Origin of the sequence: Paenibacillus andongensis, assembly GCF_025369935.1 — a bacterium.
GTDB lineage: Bacteria > Bacillota > Bacilli > Paenibacillales > NBRC-103111 > Paenibacillus_E > Paenibacillus_E andongensis.
In genome coordinates this window covers 4378575-4396570 of record NZ_CP104467.1, presented here as the reverse complement: position 1 = coordinate 4396570, position 17996 = coordinate 4378575, and the positions used below count along the sequence as shown (strand labels likewise).

The 17996-nt window shown below is 44.2% G+C and carries 18 protein-coding genes; 17 read left to right on the top strand and 1 reads right to left on the bottom strand.

What is annotated here, in order from left to right:
* Nucleotides 1–10: 10 nt before the first annotated feature.
* Entirely contained in the window at nt 11–1006 is a 996-nt protein-coding gene (locus tag NYR53_RS19945) for a metal-dependent hydrolase (protein WP_261300974.1), read from the top strand.
* A gap of 95 nt (nt 1007–1101) precedes the next feature.
* On the opposite strand, the gene NYR53_RS19940 is transcribed toward NYR53_RS19945, so the two are convergent.
* Entirely contained in the window at nt 1102–1704 is a 603-nt protein-coding gene (locus NYR53_RS19940; RefSeq protein ID WP_261300973.1) for a nitroreductase family protein, read from the bottom strand.
* An 87-nt stretch (nt 1705–1791) separates the two neighbouring features.
* Between NYR53_RS19940 and NYR53_RS19935 the strand changes: the two genes are divergently transcribed.
* From NYR53_RS19935 to NYR53_RS19860, 16 genes are all read left to right on the top strand, one after another.
* Entirely contained in the window at nt 1792–2076 is a 285-nt protein-coding gene (locus tag NYR53_RS19935) for a hypothetical protein (RefSeq protein ID WP_261300972.1), read from the top strand.
* Nucleotides 2077–2203: 127 nt separating this feature from the next.
* The gene (locus NYR53_RS19930; RefSeq protein WP_261306441.1) at nt 2204–4450 is read left to right on the top strand and encodes a DEAD/DEAH box helicase; all 2247 of its coding nucleotides are present in this window, start codon (nt 2204–2206) and stop codon (nt 4448–4450) included.
* An 86-nt stretch (nt 4451–4536) separates the two neighbouring features.
* Nucleotides 4537–5913 carry a ribonuclease H-like domain-containing protein gene (locus tag NYR53_RS19925; RefSeq protein WP_261300971.1) on the top strand — a complete coding sequence of 459 codons (1377 nt, stop codon included), beginning with the start codon at nt 4537–4539 and terminating at the stop codon, nt 5911–5913.
* A gap of 225 nt (nt 5914–6138) precedes the next feature.
* Nucleotides 6139–6948, top strand: coding sequence for an Fpg/Nei family DNA glycosylase (locus NYR53_RS19920; protein ID WP_261300970.1), 810 nt, complete (start codon nt 6139–6141; stop codon nt 6946–6948).
* Nucleotides 6949–6963: 15 nt separating this feature from the next.
* Nucleotides 6964–7797, top strand: a complete 834-nt coding sequence (locus NYR53_RS19915) for a deoxyribonuclease IV (RefSeq protein ID WP_261306440.1) — start codon at nt 6964–6966, stop codon at nt 7795–7797.
* An 11-nt stretch (nt 7798–7808) separates the two neighbouring features.
* Complete coding sequence (locus tag NYR53_RS19910; RefSeq protein WP_261300969.1) at nt 7809–8186, top strand: cyclic-phosphate processing receiver domain-containing protein; 378 nt, start codon at nt 7809–7811, stop codon at nt 8184–8186.
* Between the two features lie 21 nt (nt 8187–8207).
* A complete protein-coding gene (locus tag NYR53_RS19905) occupies nt 8208–8984 on the top strand; it encodes an ABC transporter ATP-binding protein (RefSeq protein ID WP_261300968.1) in 777 nt (258 codons plus the stop codon).
* A 20-nt stretch (nt 8985–9004) separates the two neighbouring features.
* The gene (locus tag NYR53_RS19900; protein WP_261300967.1) at nt 9005–10042 is read left to right on the top strand and encodes an SAM-dependent methyltransferase; all 1038 of its coding nucleotides are present in this window, start codon (nt 9005–9007) and stop codon (nt 10040–10042) included.
* A gap of 86 nt (nt 10043–10128) precedes the next feature.
* On the top strand, nt 10129–11769 hold the full coding sequence (locus tag NYR53_RS19895) for a serine/threonine protein kinase (protein ID WP_261306439.1): 1641 nt from the start codon (nt 10129–10131) through the stop codon (nt 11767–11769).
* Between the two features lie 105 nt (nt 11770–11874).
* Nucleotides 11875–12387, top strand: coding sequence for an acyl-CoA thioesterase (locus NYR53_RS19890; RefSeq protein WP_261300966.1), 513 nt, complete (start codon nt 11875–11877; stop codon nt 12385–12387).
* Between the two features lie 257 nt (nt 12388–12644).
* The gene (locus NYR53_RS19885; RefSeq protein WP_261300965.1) at nt 12645–13760 is read left to right on the top strand and encodes a nucleotide-binding protein; all 1116 of its coding nucleotides are present in this window, start codon (nt 12645–12647) and stop codon (nt 13758–13760) included.
* Nucleotides 13757–15019, top strand: a complete 1263-nt coding sequence (locus NYR53_RS19880) for a TadA family conjugal transfer-associated ATPase (RefSeq protein ID WP_261300964.1) — start codon at nt 13757–13759, stop codon at nt 15017–15019. Before NYR53_RS19885 ends, NYR53_RS19880 begins: the two co-directional genes overlap by 4 nt.
* Nucleotides 15016–15888: a type II secretion system F family protein gene (locus tag NYR53_RS19875; RefSeq protein ID WP_261300963.1), complete on the top strand. Its 873-nt coding sequence runs from the start codon at nt 15016–15018 to the stop codon at nt 15886–15888. Before NYR53_RS19880 ends, NYR53_RS19875 begins: the two co-directional genes overlap by 4 nt.
* Nucleotide 15889: 1 nt before the next feature.
* Complete coding sequence (locus tag NYR53_RS19870) at nt 15890–16759, top strand: type II secretion system F family protein (RefSeq protein ID WP_261300962.1); 870 nt, start codon at nt 15890–15892, stop codon at nt 16757–16759.
* Between the two features lie 15 nt (nt 16760–16774).
* Nucleotides 16775–17002 (top strand): Flp1 family type IVb pilin, encoded by a 228-nt coding sequence (locus NYR53_RS19865; RefSeq protein WP_261300961.1) that lies wholly within the window; start codon nt 16775–16777, stop codon nt 17000–17002.
* On the top strand, nt 16992–17996 hold the full coding sequence (locus NYR53_RS19860; RefSeq protein WP_261300960.1) for a TadE family protein: 1005 nt from the start codon (nt 16992–16994) through the stop codon (nt 17994–17996). The genes NYR53_RS19865 and NYR53_RS19860 overlap by 11 nt, the downstream gene beginning before the upstream one ends.

Here is a 17996-nt window from a genome sequence, read left to right as displayed (position 1 = left end):
TGATCGACACATGGACACTGGAAGCCACTTATTGTTCGGCGTCACGTTAGCGGGATTGGCTTGTTTGGAACCGGCAGTCGCACAAGAGCCTGCGCTGGCTCATGCCATACTTGCAGGAACACTCATTGGTTCACATGCCCCTGATTTTGACACCATTGCACGTCTGAGAGGATATGCGAAATATGTTCGCGTTCATCGAGGGATCACACATTCGCTGCCGGCTTTGTTCATTTGGCCCATCCTTTTAAGTCTGCCCCTCGCTGCCATGTTTGGTGTATGGGACCACCTGATAAGCTTATACCTATGGACATTTGCAGCTGTCGTGTTCCACGTATTTCTAGATTTGTTCAATGTGTATGGCGTTCAGTGCTTCCGTCCATTTTCCCAGAAATGGTTCCATCTCGACACCCTCTGTCTCTATGAACCATTCTTATTTGGTCTTCATGGCTTTGGTGTCCTACTTTGGTTGTTCATCTGGCACGGAAATGGTGGCGGCCATATCGGAGAAATGTTCGCTTTGATATATGCGGCAACCTTCCTCTATATTGCTATAAGAGCCTCGCAGCGCAATCGATTCGTAAAGCTCGTAAAAAGTGAATTGAACCTCGCAGACGGCATCTGTCATCTCATTCCGAGCCTAAGTTGGTTTGGGTGGCAGTTTGTTCTTGAGAGTGACAAATGTTTCTATCTAGGAGAGATAAGGCATGGTCGCGTAATGGTTCAAGAGGAGTACAGCAAAGCGGATTACAATCAGAACGATTCGCATCCTATTGTTCAGGCTACTATGGCCACGGATGGCGTTCGCGCCTTCTTGCATTTCGCGCAACGTATTCACGTGTGTTGGAAAGAGAAGAATGATGGTTATGAAGTGCAGTGGCGCGATGTGCGTTTCTGGCACAAACGCAAGCTTCCTTTCGGCGTTAATGTGATGCTTGACCGGGATATGAACGTGGTTAGTGATACGCTCGGTTGGGATAAGAAGGCTTGGGATCCGCCGTATGTTTGATAGATTTTGAAATGAATGGATAAAGTTGAATTTTCATATAAAAAAGAACACCTCAATACGATTCACTCGTGCTGAAGTGTTCTTTTTTTTAAAATTTAAAGCGTCTGACCAAATTCTCCGCTATATAAAAGCTCGCTTAACTCTCGTCTGCCTGATGGGACTTCGCGTTCTTGGAACTTCTCATCGAGAGCGTTAACGGGGCCGCGGTAACCAATGGCGATCACGGCATGAATGTCATACTCTTCAGGGATTTGAAGGGCTTCGCGGGCTTGATTCCGATCGAATCCGCCCATAGCGTGAGTGATTAAACCTTGATTGTTGGCTTCTAAAGCGAGGTAGCCCCAAGCAGTACCAGCATCGAACGCATGACTTGGGTTATCGCCGCCTTTTGCGGTTTTGGTATGTGAAATGACAAGGGTGAGGACAGGGGCTTTCTCGCACCATTCTCGGTTGCCTGGCATAATGAAGTTGTGAAATTTGGCTCTTTGCTCGGGTGTACGGGCAATAATGAAGCGCCATGGCTGCAAGTTGCTACCGGAAGGTGCCCATCTAGCGGCTTCAAAAAGACTAAGGAGAACATCTTCGGTCACTTCTTGATCGGTAAAGGAGCGTGGCGACCAACGTGTTAGGAATTGAGGGTTGATTTCATGATCAGGTTGACGATTGGATTCGACTTCAGCAGGTAAAGAAGTTGTCACTATGAATTCCTCCTTATATTTGTAATCTTCCTAATATTACCTGATTTCAAACTGGATTACGAGTTCCTGGATTTCCCCTTGAATTGTATGGTTATTCATGATTATGGCAAAACTAGTTGTTATGAAATGAAGGACCAAGAAGAGGTGCGAGAAACCATGAATTTTACTAGTCATGATGTTATTATTATCGAAAGAGCTCTAAGAACGGCGATGAAACATGATAGGGAAGAGCATCGTTCAAGAGATTATCAGGAAGTTTTGCTCAAAATGCAAGAAAGTGCGGAACAAGCCCTTCGTGTGAATGCTCAGCTTGCTAGCGCCGATCATGACGGAATTCGGTATGATTATGATGATTCATCTGATCTTATGTAGACATACGAACAAAAAAATGAATAGCAGTTACAGACAGAAGCCCTAGTAAATAAATGGGGCTTTTTTATTTTGTTTGAGACGTTTATAATAGGGGAACAATCGTTCTATGCGGAGTGGTGAAAATATGATAAGAAAAAAATCCCTATCGGATTTAATACAAGGTTTAAAAAGGAATGAAAATATAGTTAATTGGCATGAAGTTGAACCGCAAGAAGCAAAGACTCGTTCAATGCCTGAAAGCGTAGACCTAAGAATAAAGTCCGCTTTAGCTCAAAGAGGAATAGATCAGTTATACACTCACCAGCACACCGCTTATGAAACTGTACGTAAAGGTGAAAATATTGTTGCTGTTACTCCAACTGCTTCGGGTAAAACACTTTGTTATAACCTTCCTGTCTTACAGGCAGTGGCCGAAGACGACGGAAGCCGAGCGCTTTACTTATTTCCAACGAAAGCCCTAGCGCAAGATCAAAAAAGTGAATTGAACGAAATTATTACTGAAATGGGCATTGATATAAAAAGCTTTACATATGACGGCGATACTGCCCCAGCAATTAGGCAACTTGTAAGAACAGTAGGGCATATTGTAATTACTAATCCAGATATGTTACATGCTGCAATCCTTCCCCATCATACGAAATGGGTCAGTTTATTTAGTAATCTTAAATACATTGTCATTGACGAACTACATACGTACAGGGGCGTTTTCGGCAGCCATGTAGCAAATGTTATACGTAGATTACAACGAATCTGCAAATTTTACGGCAGCAATCCACTTTTCATTTGCACGTCTGCCACTATAGCAAATCCGAAGGAACTAGCTGAACAACTTACAGGAAAGCCTATGCGGCTAATTGATGATAACGGCGCACCAAGGGGAAGGAAGCATTTTGTTTTCTATAACCCGCCAATTGTAAATAAGTCGTTAAACATTCGGAAAAGCGCAACAGTGGAAGTAAACCAGTTAGCCAAAGAATTTTTATCAAATAAAGTACAGACTATCGTTTTTGCCCGCAGTCGGGTAAGAGTTGAGTTAATCTTAAGCCACCTGCAAGAACTAGTAAAAAATGAGCTAGGGGCCAAATCCATAAGGGGATACAGGGGCGGCTACTTACCGAATCAGCGACGGGAAATTGAAAGAGGATTAAGGAACGGGGAGATTTTAGGCGTAGTAAGTACGAATGCTTTAGAACTTGGGGTAGACATAGGGCAGCTGCAAGTTTGTATCATGTCGGGGTATCCGGGCAGCGTCGCCAGCACATGGCAGCAAGCAGGCCGGGCTGGAAGACGGCATGGGGAAGCCCTGGTGGTTATGGTAGCCAGCAATACCCCTATAGACCAGTATCTCGTCTTAAATCCCGAATACTTTTTCGAGCGTTCCCCGGAATCGGCAAGAATTAACCCGGAAAATTTATTAATCCTGGTAGATCATTTACGATGTGCAGCGTATGAACTTCCCGTAAAAATTGGGGAAGAATTCGGCCCATTGGAGATAACCGACATATTGGAATACCTAGTAGAAGAAAGGGTACTTACTCATGCTGGGGATTCGTTTTACTGGGCCAGTCAGTCATTTCCTGCCCATGAAGTAAGTCTTCGATCCGCAGCGCAGGAAAATGTAGTCATTATCGACCAGTCAGACGTAGCGAATGTAAAAATTATCGGCGAGATGGACAGATTTAGCGCCATGACCCTTCTGCACGACGAAGCTATATATCTACATGAGGGAGTACAGTTTCAAGTAGAAAAATTAGACTGGGAACATAAGAAGGCATACGTACGGGAAGTCGATGTAGAGTATTACACTGACGCGAACCTGGCAGTGAAGCTAAAAGTCTTATCTATAGACCTAACAGGAAAAAGGCGAACAACGTCAATTCATTACGGCGACGCCGCAGTAAATGTTATGGCAACCATGTTTAAAAAAATCCGTTTAACCAGTTTCGAAAATATTGGGTACGGCCCGATTAAGCTTCCCGAAGAAGAACTGCATACCAGCGCGACCTGGGTAGAAATAAATGAGGTTGACCCGACTTTAGAAACAAAAACACTAGAGCAGTTATTAATGGGAATATCCAATGTTATAAGACATATCGTACCCATTCTTGTCATGTGCGACCGTAGTGACATTCATGTAGTTTCACAAATAAGAGCAGAACATTCGCAACTGCCTACGATCTTTATATACGACCATTACCCCGGCGGTATCGGATTAGCGGAAGATGTATATAAACGATTCGACGAAATAAAAGAAGCAGCCAGGAACTTAATTCGAAAATGCCCCTGTGAAGACGGCTGTCCTTCATGTATTGGAACTGAAATAGAAGGGATGGACGCAAAGAAAAAATCCCTTTTATTAATGGAGGGATTATAAATGCGTGGTTCTGTATCCTACAACATTAACCTGCTTGGCAAGAAGCTGGCCCTGGAGCTTCTTACGCAGCTCGAAGGCGGTGCCCGATGAGCGGGCTTCGTGAGAGGCTGGGCCGCCTGCGAGGACCTGCGGCGGCTCAGGCAGCACCGCCGACCCTGCCAGTGGCAGACGGCGAGTGGGCGCAGCTCGGCGCCCATGTAGAAACGAGCTCGGCGGGCTCGTTCGTCATGCGGCGCCGTGTGTACGGCGCGGACAGCGTGCACGGCAAGTATCGGCTGCGTGAGCTGGCCGATGTTGCACAGCAGCTGTCCTGCTTTCACGACCGTGACGCCGTCGTCCGGCTCGAAGAATTGCTCTTCTTCGACACCGAAACGACCGGACTCGGCGTCGGTGCTGGCAATGTGCCATTCATGGTCGGCATCGGCTTTTATACCGGTGAGCTGTTCACGGTAGAACAGCTATTGATTCGCAATCCAGCGGAAGAGCATGCTATGCTTGTCTATTTGCAAGAACTGCTCGACCGCTTCACGCATATCGTTTCCTACAATGGTCGAACGTTCGACTGGCCTATTCTCAAGAATCGCTATGTGCTTAATCGACTCCAATTGGACGATGGGAAACTGCTTCAGCTTGATCTTCTTTACCCCTCGCGAAGCTTGTGGCGAAACACGCTGCCATCTTGCCGTCTGAGCAAAGTCGAAGAGAGCCGCCTAGGTTTTGAGCGAGTAGATGATGTACCGGGGTCCATGGCACCTGCTTTATATTTTCAGTACTTGGCGGAGAAAAATCCATCCGTACTCGAAGGTGTTTTCGTTCATAATGAGCACGATATCGTTACTTTAGCAGCATTAGCCATACATTTCGGCAAGCTAGTGAGAGGAGAAGGTGAACTTGATCCCGAGCTTGAACTAGAAGAATTGTTCCGGACAGGTCTGTGGCTAGACAAAATGGGCCGTTTTGCCATAGCTGAGACTTATTTCGAAGAATTATATGCTAGGCTCATAAATGATCCGAAGTCATCTAATCCAACTGATCAAGAATCAGCCATTCTTCTATTAGCTGCCTTTTATAAGAAAAATGGTGAATATCTTCGCGCAATTGAGCTATGGAAGCGCTGGATTGCTATCAAAAACGCGAGTATTGCGCTCCATTTGGAGCCTTATTTGGAGTTAGCGATGTATTACGAGCATCGTGAGAAGGACTATGCTCAGGCGATATTTTACGCTGAGGAGGCTTGGGCAAAGCTCTGGCGCCGCCGTTCACTTCACCGTGGTGATAAGCGTCAAAACGAAGTCGAGGAAGCACTTGAGAAACGTATCCGGAGATTGAAAGGAAAGTTGAGGAAAACCGAAAGTCATTCGTTTGAGATGACATCCCCTGCTGTGAAGGGAAAGAACACATCGAAAGCGAAAACCAAAACACGCAAAGTCAAGCCGATTTACGTCAGTGAAGGGCTAATTTAATGAGGATGGATGCCATTTCTCAGAATCTTTAAGAGTAGCTATCTCGCCTAAAGACTGCTATTTGTCATATTCAGAGTATAATGACAGGAATAAGAGTCCTTAGGGACTCTTATTTTAAGTGAAACCTGACCTTCAAGGGTGTGCCGGTGAGTTTCAATGAGTTATATCCGTTTACTTTCCCGGTCATTTGGTTATACAAGGAAGAAAAGGCAAGGAGAGAGTGCCATGCCCGAACTTCCAGAGATGGAAACGTATCGTCAACAATTGACGCGTTTGATCCAGGGAACACCAATCACTGGGGCGGAAGTTACTCGTCCGAAATCATTGAATGTGGAGTCGGATCGTTTCATTCGTAAGTTAACCGAAAACCGAATTGTACGGATAGAGCGCAGAGCCAAACATCTACTGTTTCACTTGGTAACTGGTGAAGTTTTGTTATTGCATTTAATGCTTGGCGGTTGGATGTTCTATGGTACGGAGGATGAGAAGCCGGATCGGACAACGCAAGTTGTGATCCATTTTGGCACAAAGCACTTATATTTCATCGGATTGCGGTTAGGATATTTGCACATGCACACACTGCTTGAGGTTGATCAACTTTTAGGCAAGCTTGGGCCTGAGCCATTGGATGCCAGTTTTACCTTTGCACAATTCATGAAGGTGCTGAAAAGTAAAAATAGCAACTTGAAAGTAGCATTTGTCGACCAATCGTTTCTGTCAGGGATTGGGAACTGTTATTCCGATGAGATATGCTTTTATGCGGGAATTCTCCCTCTTCGTAAGCTATCCTCCCTGACCGAAGAAGAGCAAAATCGCTTATTTCAAGCCATGCGCTCCGTACTTCTCGAAGCTATTCAATTCGGTGGATATATAGACGAACCGTTGTATGTTGGTGACCGTTTAACGGGTCAATTCGATGCGAAATGTCGTGTATATGATCGAGAAGGGGAGCCATGTTTGCGCTGTGGGCATCCACTAATAAAGACAGAAGTTTCGAGTCGCAAATGCTTCTACTGTGCGAATTGTCAAGCGTGAAAGGGCTGATTCGTGATGTTTATTGGCGCTCATGTTAGTACACGTGGCGGCTATTTAGGTGCGGCCAAAACTGCTCTGTCTATAGGTGCAAATGCATTTCAATACTTTCCAATGAATCCGCGAAGTCTTTCTACCAAATTAGTTAATCAAAGAGATACCCATGCTTGCGCACAATTTTGCCTGGAACACAGTATTTTGTCGATTGGACACGCTCCATATCCCTTGAACCCAGCGGCTGATATGGTTGAACGCGAGATTATGGTAAAGCTTTTGAGAAATGGTCTAGAAATTACAGATGCCTGCGGTTCGGTAGGATTAGTGGTACACTTTGGAAAATATATTGGAAAAGACCCGTTACAAGGCTATAAAAATATAATACAATGTTTGAATAGCGCTACTCAGGGATATGAGGGGTCTTCTTTGATTTTATTAGAGAATCAAGCTGGGGAAGGTGCTCAGCTAGGGTTGACCATGGAAGAAATGGTTCAAGTGCGTAAACTCAGTGAAGCTCCAGATAAGATTGGTTTTTGCTTAGATACATGTCATGCATTTGCGAGTGGTTTGTGGCAGGGGCATAATTGGTTAGAGCTTGAGACCAAGGGTAAACACCTTGATTATCTTCCGCATCTGAAGGCTGTTCATTTGAATGACTCTGTCCATCCATATGGTTCTCGTCGAGACCGCCATGCGAATATTGGTTCTGGATACATAGGTCTAGATCATTTTCAGCAGATGCTGATCTCACCTTTTTTGAAGCAAATTCCAATCGTTCTTGAAACAGGTTCAGGCAGGGACGGGACACATACTCAGGAAATTGCACTGGTGAAATCATTGGTTAGAAGTACTTGATTCATTCCATCATGAACAGGAAAGGAAATCCGATCATGATTCATGTATACTTAGATGACTTGCGCCCTTGTCCCCAAGGATTTACTTTAGCCAAAGATGTCAAAGAATGCATTTTACTGCTTCAAGAGTTTGATGTTGATATTTTATCGTTAGATCATGATTTGGGTTGGTCTACGATGGAGACTGGCATGGACGTCGTCATTTGGTTGACGCAACAGCGTAAATTTCCCAAAACGATTTATATTCATACTTCCAGTCCCTCGGCCTGTACGGCTATGTACCAAACACTTTACACGGCCAAACCCGAAGGGATGAGTCTATACCCTCACCGAATTCCTGACGATTTGCTCATGCAGATTGCACAAGGGACTTATAAGAGTGAGCCATAGTCAGAAAGGAATCGACCGCAGATGATCCATTTATCAGGTATTCATTTTATTAGAGGAGAACGTCATATTTTACAGGATGTGAATGTACACATTCAGCCAGGTGAACACTGGGTATTGTTAGGTCGTAATGGTTCAGGAAAGACAACATTGCTTGAAATGATGAATGGATACGAGTTCCCAAGTCGGGGAACGGTAGACGTGCTAGGTAACCGGTATGGTCAATGTGATGTGAGGGAAGTTCGTAAGAAAATAGGCTATATTTCACAGTCTTTATTCGAAAAATTGAATCTAAATGACCCCGTCCTCGAGGTTGTCGCTACGGGTGAATATGCCTATCTACGGTTCTATCAGGAAATTCCGCAAGAGGTGAAAGATCGTGCTCTAGTTATGTTGGAGCGTGTCCGCATTCCTCATTTGGCTCATCAGCCTTTAGGAAGTCTTTCGCAAGGAGAACGGAAAAAAGTCATGCTTGCCAGATCGCTCATGATGAAGCCTTCCATTCTCATTATGGATGAACCGGCGGCTGGTCTAGATTTATACGAGAGAGAACGTTTTCTTACAGATGTCAACGACCTCAGCAAGCAAAACATTACGGTCGTCTACGTGACGCATCATATCGAAGAAATAATCCCTTTATTTACGCATGTTGCTATTATTGAACAAGGTGAAATCATTGCTGCGGGGCGCAAAGAAGAGGTACTGACTCCGGAAAATATTCATCAAGCTTTTGGGATCGATATCACGTTAGAATGGTTCCAAGATCGACCATGGATTAAGGTTATTGAATCAAGATCGTAGATTACATAAAGGATGCGGCTATGACACACTTAACGACATACATTGGTACTTCGAATCACGGGTTCGCTCAATATGCACAAGATGAAATTCGTAAATTATTTCCTTTAACTAAATTTACTTTGTTGGTGCCAACAGAGGTGTTTTTATTCGAAGTGCCCGAGGGTTCTGAAGATATGACCACAACGCTTAAAGAGCAGGAGCCTATGTTTCTTAGGCATGTTCAGCCTGTGAGTCAACACTGGGACCTGAGTCGTACAGATGCGGATATTGTACATCTCAAGGCTTGGTTAAGAGAAGCCATAACTTCAGGGCTTATAGATTCAGGCGAGAAAATAGCCATCCAAGTGCGCAAAGAAGAACGGGCGGATGTACCTTATGCGCCTTTCACTGTTAAGGCAGCTTTAGATGAAATCTTGGTTTCTGAGATTCAGGCTGAACCGGTAGTGCGGTATGCGGATCGAATCATTTCTGTGTATATTAGCGCTAAGAAGCTATTCGTGGGGCTATCCAAGCCTGCCGACAATTTGTCTGATTGGTCAGGCGGTGCGATTCGCTTCATGAAGGAAGAGGATCAAATCTCCCGTGCTAAATTCAAACTTTTGGAAGCGGAACAGCGATTCGGTATTGATTTCAGTGTTGCTCGTACGGCACTAGATATTGGCGCGGCACCTGGTGGATGGACATCATTACTTTTGGAGCGTGGCTTGCGTGTTACGGCTATTGACCCTGCATCCATGAGTCCTAGACTTCAAGGTAATCCTCTTCTCACGATTCTTAAGAAAAATGCTGGCGATGTAAAGCTGAAGGAAAATCAATTTGATTTGCTTGTCTGTGATATGAGCTGGGATCCTCGTCAGATGGGTCGTTTAGTAGCGGATTTACTTTATTCCTTACAAAGTGGGGGAACGGCAATCATTACGGTCAAACTCATGCACAAAAAACCGTTCCAAACGGTACGTGATGTTTTGAAGATTTTGGAGCCGACTCTCTTCCTGCTTAAAGCCAAACAATTGTTTCATAATCGAGAAGAATTGACACTTTATTTGCAAAAGTCGTAGAATGTGGAAATAAATGTAGATTTTTAAAGATGGCCCTCTTATAATCAAGGTAAATCTTACCTGATAAGGGGGTCATTTATTTATTGATGAACAAACAAAGCTGGATCGGAACATGCATTGGGGGAAGATATCGAATTGAAGATTTGCTCGGTCAAGGTGGAATGAGTCATGTGTACTTAGCAGAGGATTTGAAGCTGAAAGGGAAGAAATGGGCAGTGAAAGAATGTTTGCCTTTTGAAGCCGATGATATGACGTTCTTCCTGGAAGAAGCGGAAATGCTCGCTAGGCTCCAGCACCCACAGCTGCCGCAGTTAGTTGATTATTTTACAACCGAGGATGGAAAAGGGTTCTTGGTCATGGATTATATTCAAGGGCCAACGTTACAAGACCTATTCGAAGATAAGGGTCGCGAGTTACCTGTAGCGAAAATTGTTCATATGGCTTTTCAGCTATGCGATATACTTCACTATTTGCACACGTTTCAGCCTCGTCCGATTATTTACCGCGATCTAAAGCCCTCCAATGTGATGTTGAATGAGCAGAACCAAGTCCGATTAATCGATTTTGGCGTTGCCCGACACTTTAAACATGGTAAACAATCCGATACCATGCAAATGGGTACGATTGGCTTTGCGGCTCCCGAACAATTCTTGGGCTTACAAACCGATGCGCGCACGGATTTATTTACACTTGGCTCCATGCTGTATTACTTATTATCGGGCGGCCAGTATGCGTATATCACTCAAAAACCGTTGGAACAGATACGCCCAGATTTACCAGAAGCGCTAACCTCCACCGTACGATTACTCCTGCAAGAACACCCGCAAAACCGTTGTCAATCTGCTATGGAAGTAAAAATGAGACTTCGTAACATCTATTCCGACCCAACTTTGGCCTCGCAAGCTCTTCATCTGCAAACACCATTCGTCAATTCGACACCTGATAAATTAATTATTATTGGCGGTTTATTCGCTGGTGTAGGTGCGACATTCCTTGCGATTACATTAGCGAGAATTTTTCATTCTATGCAGATTCCGAACGCGCTTGTGGAGCAGCCGACCATTGAACCTGATTTGTATATGCTCCTTTACGGCGATAGCAAGGCCCCCAAGGATTACCCATTCGTGTCGAATCTCATTAGTGACCAAACGTCAGCAGCGATTTCATCATGGACTAACGGTTTTACGACATGGGTACCCCTTCATCCTGAGGGGTTTCAAAACTCATGGCATCCTGCGGATTCCTTCAAACTTCTACATACGATAAAAAAACCAATCGTCATTTGGGACGTATCCACGCATTGGGAGGATCCTTCCGTTCAGGAGCTTTGTCATAGTGCGGATGAGATCATTGTTGTCGTAGACGCTTCTCCAGGCAAATGCAATCGACCAAGTTCACGAGCACATTTCAAGGGATTTGATAAGTATCAGCAGCGTGGTAAAAAGGTGCATTATGTGGCAAACGGCACGATGCCGGGACATTTCAGGAATGAGTGGATTGATTCTCTTCCTGCGACACCGATATGTACCCTGCCTGAAATCCCGCGTACTGAAGTTATGCGTGCTGTTTGGAAAGGGGAATGTATTCAAGACCAGACCGAGGTTTTGGTGAAGTTGAGAGACGCTCTGGCCCCTTTACTTAGAGAGATTCTGCCGGCAGATACGCTTGGAATGAGCATTTTGAAGGGGAGTAAATCATTCTTCTCACGTTTCAAAAAGCTTGGTTAGCCTTTAATAATTTTGTAAATCAATTCTCAAGCTATAACCAAACGACCTTAATTGTGTTATGATGAGTCATATTTCATTTAGATGTATATAGAGGGGGCCATACATATGGAACAACGATTTGCTAGAGAATCCAGATGCTTCAAGACGTCACGAATTTTTCCTACAGATGTAAATAATCACAACACGCTCTTTGGTGGAAAGTTGATGTCCTATATTGATGACATTGCCTCGATTGCGGCACATAAACATTGCCGGAGGTCTGTCGTGACAGCCTCAACAGATTCTGTTGACTTTTTGTCGCCTATACACACGTCAGACTCTGTTTGCTTAGAGTCATTTGTGACATGGACAGGTAAAAGCTCGATGGAGGTTTTCGTCAAAGTTGTAACTGAAGATTTAAAAACAGGGGCAAGAAAAATTGCCGCAACCTCTTTCCTGACTTTCGTTGCACTCGATGATAACAAAGTTCCAGTTGAAGTTCCAGATGTGATTCCGGAAACGGAAGAAGAGAAGAAGCTGCATGAATCAGCGCCACACCGTGCAGAAATGAGACGTATACGGAGAGTTGAAAGTAAGAAATTAGCCAGCTTCTTCACGATGAAATACCCTTGGGAATAAAAGGGATTGATTTTCCGTTAAAATGTGGTACAATTTGGATAAATTAAATCGGACAAGCGGAAGCACCGCTGATCGTGGAGATCTTATCTCCTCAATCGGCGCGTGCTTTTTTTGTTTTCTCCGAATCGTGAAGGAGGATGATGCATGAAGGTTGAGACGACAACTCGCATTGCCATTGTGCTTACGGTTATTAGCTTTGTCTTAATTGTCAGTGGCGTGTATGCCAATGTTTCATGACTTACATTAAGGAGGTAGGAATGAATAAAATTCAACTTTACGTCTTAGATGATGACATCGATTACGCAGAACGACTTGCGGCATTCATACGATCTACTGAGTTCGCGGAGAGACTACAGGTGAAGCTTTTTTCGAAAATAGAATTGGTCATCGAGTTGTTAGAGAATCAGCACTTGGATGGTGTTTTATTGCTTTCCGAGGCGTACTATCCTATGTTGATGAATCGGAGTACATCCTTATGCAAAATGATATTGAGTGAAACGATTGCAAATTCCAAAGAAGCGGAGACGAAGATTCCGTTCTTATATCGTTTTCAATCGCTGCACCAACTGATATCGCGTCTTCAGGCATTTTATACGGAAAAGCATCGATTTGATGCGGGTTCTGGGACGAAAAGAACTAGAGTTCTCTCTGTTTACAGCAGCAGCGGGAATAGTGGGAAAACGATGACCGCCATTCATTTGGCGAAGCAGTTGTCTTTTCGTGGGGACCAAGTTTTTTATCTAAGTCTGGAGTTGGTCAGTTCAGCCTCTCTGTGGCTTCAGGGTGATTTAGGACGATTTTCGCAGCTTTTATACTATATGAAAAGCACGCCTGACTTACTAGGACCCAAGTTGCAGCTGCTCAAATCCCACGATTCTAGGCTGCGTATCGATTACCTGACTCCCAAAGATCAGATCAGGGAAATGCAAGAAATGAGCGGCGAGCATGTCCGTCATCTTATTGAATCATTGATCTCGTTGAACGAGTATGACTTTATCATTGTTGATTTAGAAGCCACTGTGCATCCGAGAATTGTAAAAAGCTTGGATATTAGTGATCATGTCATCTGGATTGTACGGGACGATATGAATGACATGTTTAAAACAGAGGCTCTCATGAAGCAAATGGGCTCCTTGCAGAATATACATTTTGTTTTCAATAAATATACGGGCAAGGAAACGAATGATTTCTCAGTTTTGGGAAAGGAAATTACGTATAAGCTTCCGTATATCCCCGAGTGGAAAGTTTTAAGCACTCCAGAGCAGATCTGGCAATCCGGCGTATTTTCAGAACAGACGTATGACATGTTCACTGCGATACAAATAGGAAAAGATTATTCTTCTTCGGTTAGAAAAGGGGCTGCTGCTTCATGAATCATGAGTTGTTTCTCACTTTGAAGCAGCAGATTAAGGAGAGGATTGACCTTTCCAGCACGGTCAGCGACAAGACATTAATTGAGCTTATTGAGGAGTCCGTATTCAACGCAGCAGGAGATCACGGATGGACTTCAAGCGAGATGCATGCTCTAGTAAAGCAAATTTTTGATTCTTTCCGGGGCTTGGATATCCTTCAACCGCTGATTGATGATCCATCCGTGACAGAGATCATGGTCAATGGGCACGAGTGCATTTTTTTTGAAAGAAAGGGCGCCGTTGAGCGATATCCGTATCCTTTGGAGAGTGCAGAGAAGCTAGAGGATCTCATTCAGATGATTGTTTCTAAAGTGAATCGGATTGTGAATCAAGCAACGCCAATTGTCGATGCTCGTCTGCCTGACGGGTCGAGGGTCAACATTGTACTTCCACCGGCTTCCTTGTCTGGGCCGACCTTGACGATTCGTAAGTTTCCGGAAAAGCCCTTGCAAATGGCGGATTTGATTGGTATGGGAAGTATTTCGGAGGAGGCAGCAGAGGTTCTGCAAGTGATGGTTGAATCAGGCTTTAATGTCTTTATTGGGGGCGGTACAGGGTCAGGGAAGACGACATTTCTAAATGCACTAAGTGCTTGGATTCCCCCGCACGAACGCATTATTACGATCGAAGATTCTGCTGAGCTTCAGATACAAACTATCCCTAATTTGGTGAGAATGGAAACCAGAAATGCCAATACGGAAGGGAAAGGAGAGATCACGATCCGAGAACTTATTCGTTCTTCGCTGCGCATGCGTCCCAATCGAATTATTGTTGGGGAGGTTCGTGGTGCAGAGGCATTAGATATGTTAGCTGCGATGAATACTGGTCATGATGGGAGTCTCAGCACGGGACATGCGAATACGTCCGTTGATATGCTCAGCCGACTAGAGACGATGGTGCTCAGTGGAGCCCCGCTTCCAGTAGACGTCATCCGTAAGCAAATTGCCTCTGCATTAGATGTAATGGTTCATGTTAGCAGAATTCGTGATCGCACTCGAAGAGTGACAGAAATTCATGAGGTACTTGGTGTGAAGGATGGCGAGGTTCAATTGCATCCCCTTTTCATATTTGCAGAAAAAGGGGAGACGATGGATCGTAAAGTACTAGGTGAGCTCGCCTATACTGGAAACCGACTGCACAACATGCACAAAATTCAAATGGCAGGTAAGAAGCTGCCAGATTGGTTTACACAGGTGCAGGAAGAGCGTGATTCAGGATGAAGCTAGTACTGCTTCTTGTCATTATCGGAGCTTTCAGCTGGTTTTTTCTTGTGTATTTGGAACGAAGAAAAAGAACATCTAAGAGAGCTGAAGTTCAGCCCATCCAGCAAACAGCTACAGTGAACCAATTGATTGACTACAACTACTATCAGCTGTCCTCCAAGGAAAAAGTAAGTGCTATCCTAATGCTTGCCTTGCCTGCGTTCATTGTAGGTTATATTTTCTACAAAAGCTTCGTTCTTGCTGCAGCATTGGCTGCGGTAGGCTTCGCATTTCCCCGTATACGAAAACAGCAATTAATTCAATTACGTAAAAACAAACTGTATGTTCAGTTTAAACAAGCACTAAGCTGTCTGTCCTCCTCTATGACGGTTGGAAAGTCGATTGAAACAGCATTTAGAGAGGCATTAGAGGATCTGAAGATGCTGTATCCAGACCCCGCTTGCCTGATCGTCATTGAATTTAGTATTATCTGCCGAAAAGTAGAGAACGGGGAGCCCATTGAAGCTGCTCTGAAAAACTTAGCGGATCGCTGTCATTTAGAAGATGTAAGAAGCTTCACAGACGTATTTTTAACTTGTAAGCGGACGGGTGGCAATTTGGTGGAGGTCATGAAACGAACAGCTACGGTAATTGGCGAAAAACTTGAAATTTCACAGGATATATCCGTGATGATCGCACAGAAACGTTTTGAATCAAGGGTGCTGCTATTTGCTCCGATCGTTATTGTTGCCGTACTTGCGTTCTCTTCACCTGATTACATGGTTCCTCTTTACACAGGCAGTGGTGTAATTATCATGTCAGCAAGCTTGGTGCTGCTTGGTGCTTGCTATGTATGGACTCAAAAAATCATGAATATCAAGGTGTAGCATGTGGATCACGATTGTATTTATTTCTCAGATAGCTGTTTGTATGCTGTTATTTCTATGGGGGCGCATGTTATATGGCGAGATTATCAATGCTCACACGTATCCGTTCCAGATGAAACTGCTGTTACCTTACAGCTATTTGCTCATCGACAAGCTTAATTTGATGGAAAAATTGCCCGATTTTACGGCAAGAGTACATCATAAATTAATTACACTGCATGGGAGAAGTTTCGCTGCACAGGGCAGTAAATGGTTTCTAGCTGAGCTTATCTCTGTATCGACCTTATGCTTACTAATCCTAACTCTGTTATCCGTAGTAGCTGGTGGAGATAGTTCTCTGTTTGGGTTTGGGTTGCTAGCCGCTGCCATCGTTCCCGTGATCATGGTGCGAGATTTAGATACTAAAATCCGCAAGAAACAGCAGTTGATGATTCTAGAATTGCCAGAAATATTAAGTACAATTGTGCTGCTCGTAAACGCCGGAGAGACTGTGAATCGGGCATGGATACGCTGTGTAGAGGCTAGACCTCATAAAGCACAAACACCACTTTACAAGGAATTAGCACAAGCCGTTCATGAGCTGGAGATGAATGTATCCTTTGCAAAAGTAATGGAGGATTTCAGCAAACGATGCGCACTTCATGAAGTGTCCTTATTTACTTCTACGCTTCAGCTGAACTCTAAGAGAGGTGGTAGCGATTTTGTTGTCGCGCTGCATGCACTTTCGTTGGATCTTTGGCAAAGAAGAAAGTCGGTATCACGAACATTAGGTGAAGAAGCATCATCGAAGCTTGTTTTTCCTATGGTTCTTATTTTCGTTGTCGTGATGGTCATTGTTGCGGCCCCAGCTTTACTTATGATGAAACAATAATGGAGGTATGTGGAGATGAAAACGACGTTAGATGAGCTGAAAAAGTTTTGGGAAGATGAAGAAGGATTAGGCACTTTGGAGATTTTATTGATCGTCGCAGTGCTTGTAGCTATTGCAATTATTTTCAGAAAATGGATCGTCTCGTGGTTCCAGAAGCTGATTGGGGATGCCAACTCTGATTTGAAAGACAATAGCGCGGTTGTTCCTTGTGCGCCTAGTCCAACAACGAGCTGTGCGCCATAGGCGTCTACTGAGTTTCCGTGTTAGTGAGGATGGAAGCTTTACGTTAGAAGCTTCACTAGTATTTCCGTTGATTCTATTATGTACGGTTACACTTCTTTTTGTGGGCATGTATGCGTATCAGAACGTATTTGTTCAGCAGCTTGCGAGAACAACAGCAGAGCGTCTTGCCTTTACGTGGACTAATAGCCACAAAGATCTGGTAACAGGAAACTTTAACCCTAGTGATACAGATGGCCTTTATTGGCGACTTACACGAGACAATGTGACAGATTTATTCGGAATGCTGAGCGGTGGTGGCACGACAGAAGTCAATATTCCCTCAAGCAGATCTAGTGGTCACGTTGAGAGTAAACTTGTGAAACCCTCAGCTTTACTACCTCAGGGAGTGACGGGAACTGCAAAATACGCCAACTATCTTTTTGACCATCAGATTGAGGTGAAATTGAAAAAGTCATTTCTTATGCCAGTGCAGTTTAAGAGATGGTTGGATTCTGAGCAAACAACTGGGAGGGCTGTTTCACATGTTGTGGAATCGGTTGAACTCATTCGATTAACGGATATTACACGTACGTATTTCAAAGCGATCAAAGGTAGAATTTCTCCTCAAAAGGCTAGAGATGCACTCGTAGAGCCTATTCAAGATGACTTGTCTGGACCTAGTGTGTCAATCCAATCAGAGCGTCAAGCCGCGGCATATTTGAAGTCTTTGGTTGGAGGTACAGAGGTCATTCTAAAGACAGCGTCAGGAAAAAGCAGAACCATCGATGCGTTGGATGCTCGTGGAGTTGGCCACCAGGCTTTTTACAATATGACAGAATTTCAGCTTCGCACCGAGCAAATGCCTAAGGATATAGAGCTCCTTGATGAAAGGGCACAAGTGAAGGGTATTGTGTGGCACTTTTTCAAAAAAGATGCCAGCGGCAATGGAATGCCATCTAATTCATTTCGTAAGGAGCTAGAGCGTAAAGGGATCGTTGTTGTCATCCACAAATAG